This is a genomic window from Candidatus Anaplasma sp. TIGMIC (genome assembly GCF_028204095.1).
GTDB lineage: Bacteria > Pseudomonadota > Alphaproteobacteria > Rickettsiales > Anaplasmataceae > Anaplasma.
In genome coordinates this window covers 1-4,947 of the sequence record NZ_JAQLOH010000051.1, presented here as the reverse complement: position 1 = coordinate 4,947, position 4,947 = coordinate 1, and the positions used below count along the sequence as shown (strand labels likewise).

The following is a 4,947-nucleotide window of genomic DNA, read 5'->3' as shown; positions in this document are numbered from 1 at the left end:
GCAGGTCACCTGGCTAAGTCTGTAGGAGGAGAGTATCAGCATGGTGGAGGAGCGGAGTGGCGCAAAAATCGTATGTCGTTTTGCAGCGGAGCGCGCTATATACGTTGACTCAGATATGATCGTGGATGTTTTTTCACAGTCTCCACGTTTTTCTGCGCTAATAGTAGTGCTTCTATAGACATAGTCAGTACAGGATGGGAAAATTGGGGACATATATCGCATGTTGGGACAAGAACGAAGTCCCTAGTATGCATAAGCTTGTGGGGAAGGGTGAGGGCATCACTGTCGAGTATCGTGTTTTCCCATAGTACCAAATCAATATCTATGGTTCTAGGGCCCCAAAACTCGTGGTCAAACCGACCTAGTGAGTACTCAATTTGCTTTGCGCATTTTAGAAGACTTGTGGGAGACAGGTTTGTACCACCCGAGATCACTGCGTTGAGAAAGGGAGTATCCCACCAACTTGGTGCTCCTGAGGGAAGCAAAGCCCTGCTTTCGTATATAGGCGAGAACTCTTTACCGTCTAGTGGGAGAAGCATAGCGGCTTTTCGTAGGTTTTCTAGCCTATTTCCTACGTTGCTACCTAGGGCTAACACCACCATACTTATCCAAATAACTTTTCAAGACGATAAGGGAGCGAAAGCTTGTTCATCATACCCGCGCTACTACAGGGTATATTATAGGGTTTAAATTTAGTTTGTCACAGCGTGTAAGTACATGACGCATTTGGTTAGCAAACTCTATACCCCATGGAAAGACGTGCAGTAGGGAGTACCGGAGTAATATTCCACCATTTGTGTATATTTCAGGTACGAAACCCAAGAATATCTGCAAGCGATCTTACTTCGAGCCTATGGTGCCGCGCTATGAACTACTGCATATTATTGCACACAGGGGTACGCAGGGCTTTGCATGTTTTGCAGTGCAGAATAACGTTGAGCGATGGGGAGAATCCTAGTTCGAAGCCCATACAGCGCGTCCCTTATATTGGCTCATACTGAATTCCTTATAACGAGCTTCCAAGGGCTCTATAGGCATGTCTACTACACCATGTATCTTGAGCACATACTCAGGTATAGATCTTCCTATTAGTGCATGGGGCACATCAGCAAATATTTCCTCAAACTCGCGTTGTTTTTCCAACTCCACTGACGCTATTATTCTACTTTGAGATTCTGAGAAAAGGACGGCTCTTGTCCAAAGATCGTCTAGGGTTATGCCATCAGTTGGCACAGAACGTAGATCTATCTCCGCGCCTAATCCCCCACCTATCAGTGATTTTATCAGACTAACTGCTATGCCACCTAACCCTGGAGCGATTGCTGAAGCAATGACTTTTGATAACGTAGCCTCGTGGAATTTTTTGTATAACAGCCTAGCACTTTTAGCATCGACTTTAGGCACGCACAAGTTACCTTTGCCGCTGTATAACTGGTACTCAGACATTCCCAATTCGTTATATGTCATGCCTAGGATATATATGAGAGCCCCAGGCCCCTTCACGTGCTGTGTAACTGCGTTGCGTACATCCTCTATTACGCCCAGAGTTGAGATGAGCAAGGTGGGAGGGGCCGAAATATGTACGGTGTTACCTTTTGCATCATACCCCTTAAAATCGTTAAACATGCTGTCCTTCCCGGATATGAATGGCGTGCCAAAGGCAACTGCATAGTCATAGCAAGCCTTGGCCGCTAATTTTAACTGCCAGAGTCTTTTAGGGTTTGTGGCATCGCACCAGCAAAAGTTATCTATTAACGCCATGTGCTCAATGTTTCCTCCAGTAGCCACATGGTTCCGTATCGCAGTGTCGATAGCACATGCCGCCATGCAATATGGGTCTATTTCACAATACACACACCCCAGGCCCTGTGCCTTTACTATACCCCGTGTTGAAGACAGAACTGGTCTCAAAACAACTGCATCTGCGCAAATGTTGCCCTTGCCATGTAGTGGCTTTATCACGGAAGTACCTTGTACTTCGTGATCATATTGGGATACTAGAAACTCTCTACTGCAGACATTTTTGCGCCCCATAATATGAAGTAGATCTTCCTCTACGCTTGTATCGGCGATCTGTGTTGCAGGCTGTGTGTTGCGCTCCCACTTTTCCGTGTGCAACTGTTGTTTAGGGTGTCCGTTGTGTAAGAACTCCGTATCAATATCCATAATCACTTCGTTGTTATACCTGACAATGGCACGTCTTGTGGAGTTGAACCGGCCAATAATGCTGATTTCAACGTCGTGTTTGTGCATTACTTCTGCCAGAGCATCGTACTTGTCCTGTGGGACAGCAAGAGTCATTCTTTCTTGAGATTCTGAAACCCATATTTCCCAGGGCATGATATTTTTCGTCTTTAGGGGTACCTTTTCCAGCTCTACTGTAAAACCGTTGATGCCCATCTCTCCCACGGAGGAGGAAAGACCTCCGGCTCCGTTATCAGTAATCGCGTTATACAGTCCTCTATCACGAGCCTCTTTTATAATGGCATCCGAAAGCTTTTTCTGTGTTATAGGGCTCCCGACTTGTACTACGGTACTGCTGAAATTTTCCTTCAGTGCATGAGACGAAAACGTCGCTCCGTGTATTCCGTCTCGTCCCACTCTGCCGCCAATGACCACAATGTAGTCTCCATCTTGAACAGTCTTTATGTGTGATGGAGACCCTCCAATATTTCTTGGTATAATGCCTGTGCTACCTACAAAGACCAGCGGTTTACCGCAAAAGTCGCTGTGAAAGTACATAGAACCTACTGCAGTAGGGATCCCAGAGCAATTTCCTCCGGTGTTTACGCCCATTATCACGCCATCCATTATTTCTTTGGGAGGAAGAATTTTCTCTGTACATTCTTTGTCCCTATGGAGAGGCTGATCCAGGTGTTCGGCAAAGCAAAAGTAATAGGCATTCATCACGGGCTTTGCTCCTAGGCCGAACCCGATTATGTCTCTATTGACGCCCAGTACACCAGTTTCAGCGCCGCCAAAAGGATCCAATGCAGATGGGCTATTATGTGTTTCTACCTTGTCAACCACAAGGAAATCGTCATCAAATACTATTGCACCTGCGTTATCAGAGAACACTGACACGCAAATAGGGGAGTTTATTTCCTCTGTGGCACGCTTTATGTAATGCCTGTAAAGGCCACTGCTTATTTCATCTATGGAAGCAGAAAATATATTGTGTTTGCAGTGCTCAGACCATGTTTGCGCCAGTGTTTCTAACTCTATGTCGTTTGGGGCCCTTTTTTCCTTGTCAAAATATGTTCTTATAGCCTTTAAGGCCTCCAGAGACAAATTTAACGCCCCTCTATTCTGTATACCGGTTTCGCTTATATTGATTAGCTCATCGTCAGTGACATGCAAATCTACTCTGCATACGCTTGTTTCAAAGCCTATACCGCTATCTATGTAGCCCGCATTGAGATACGGTATGGGGTGTGGAGATGTCTTAGGAGCCTTTATAGTGTTATTGACAGCATCTATGTATTTTGCTCCCAAAAACGTCACATTGAACGTTTCAGCCTCCTTATTTTTACTGACTAATTTGCAGTATTTGACCAACGGATTATAACTCGGCGGTCGGGGCACGTGAGTTTCATGGAATGAAATTTCTGAGGCATGGACGCGGACGTCCTCAATTTTCAAGTAATTGCTAATGATCTGTGCTGCGGTTTTTCCTACGTTATCGGTCATTCCAGGAAGGTACGCGATTTCTGCAGAAGATGATGCTGCGAAAATATCAAACAGGTCATATGGCTTCTTAGTGACAATATTGCGATAGCCCGGAGTATCTGAGTCATACACACCATCTTCGTAAACAAAAGCATAGAACCGGTCTGTAGTCTTATGTGATAGCAACTTGCCGATTAGCAGCACATTTTCAGGCGAGATTTCGTGTGGGAGGTGGACTGTGTAAACTTGCTTCCTGTCGCGTTGCAATACGCTATCAATCGTGATACTGACTATCATTCTATAAACGAAAAATTTGCTTTGCAGCATTATTGCAGATACTGAGTTTTTACACACTAAGATAATGAAAAACCATTAGTCTTTGGATGAAGATGTAGTCTCAAGATCGTGAAAACGCGGATTTGACACTCAGCACGTGATAAAGGCAGAAAGCAAATGAGCAGTGCCATGCAAAAGGTGTCAGGTGAAGATAAGCCGGATTCTGTGTTTTGTAGTCATTCATCTAGGATGTGTATCGCTACACATCTCATGCAGCTTACCCGGGCAATAAGTGAGAGAAGACACAATGCCCTTCTTAGCCTTGCTCCTGGTAGTGGTTACCTTGCTACTACGTGTTACCACGAGTACGGTGCGCTCTTACCGCACCTTTTCACCCTTACCTCTTACGAGGCGGTAATTTTCTGTGGCCCTAACCTGGAGTTACCCCCGGCAGGAGTTACCTGCCACCATCTTCCCTTGGAGTCCGGACTTTCCTCTGTGTGAGACACAGCAACTACGACTCCACCTGACAGCAAAGTCTATCGCAATAGAATCTGCGGCACAAGATACTTGTAGCGCGAATTTCTTTGTTGCAGCAAGTTTCTACGGGCAGAATCAGCATGTTGGGCATGCTATGACGATTAAGATGCTACGCACCACAAGGTTTTGGAGAAATGGCAACAAGCGTGTTGGGTTGTTGTGTAAGGCAAGGGTGAGATATTTGCACTAGCACGTTAATTGGTAGGTGTCCACATTGGGCAATCTGCGAGCCACCGGGCACTACGGAGTGGCTGTAACGCGTAAGATGTCCTGTAGCAAATTTCCGTGATAGTCATTCTGTTATCCTGTGTGCCGTAGGCTGTAGACACAGCATGCGCCAAAATAGCCATTGCTCCGGAGAACTCAAACATTTATGTAGATATGTGAGCAGGTATACTGCATGATGTTGTGCCTGTGCCTGTGCCTGTGCCTGTGCCTGTGCCTGTGCCTGTGCCTGTGCCT

2 protein-coding genes and 1 other RNA gene are annotated in these 4,947 nt (G+C 45.8%); all 3 read right to left on the bottom strand.

Annotated features, from left to right (window positions below):
- Positions 1 to 95: 95 nt before the first annotated feature.
- Positions 96 to 602, bottom strand: coding sequence for a 2-amino-4-hydroxy-6-hydroxymethyldihydropteridine diphosphokinase (folK, locus tag PGW94_RS04370; RefSeq protein ID WP_271759014.1), 507 nt, complete (start codon positions 600 to 602; stop codon positions 96 to 98).
- 352 nt (positions 603 to 954) lie between these two features.
- Positions 955 to 3,966 (bottom strand): phosphoribosylformylglycinamidine synthase subunit PurL, encoded by a 3,012-nt coding sequence (locus PGW94_RS04365; protein WP_271759013.1) that lies wholly within the window; start codon positions 3,964 to 3,966, stop codon positions 955 to 957.
- A gap of 176 nt (positions 3,967 to 4,142) precedes the next feature.
- Positions 4,143 to 4,475: RNase P RNA component class A (gene rnpB / locus PGW94_RS04360), an RNA gene on the bottom strand.
- Positions 4,476 to 4,947: the final 472 nt, after the last annotated feature.

Excerpts from the sequence above, each read along its gene's own strand:
- folK (WP_271759014.1), bottom strand. The coding sequence starts at position 602 with ATGGTGGTGTTAGCCCTAGGTAGCAACGTAGGAAATAGGCTAGAAAAC.
- PGW94_RS04365 (WP_271759013.1), bottom strand. The coding sequence starts at position 3,966 with ATGATAGTCAGTATCACGATTGATAGCGTATTGCAACGCGACAGGAAG.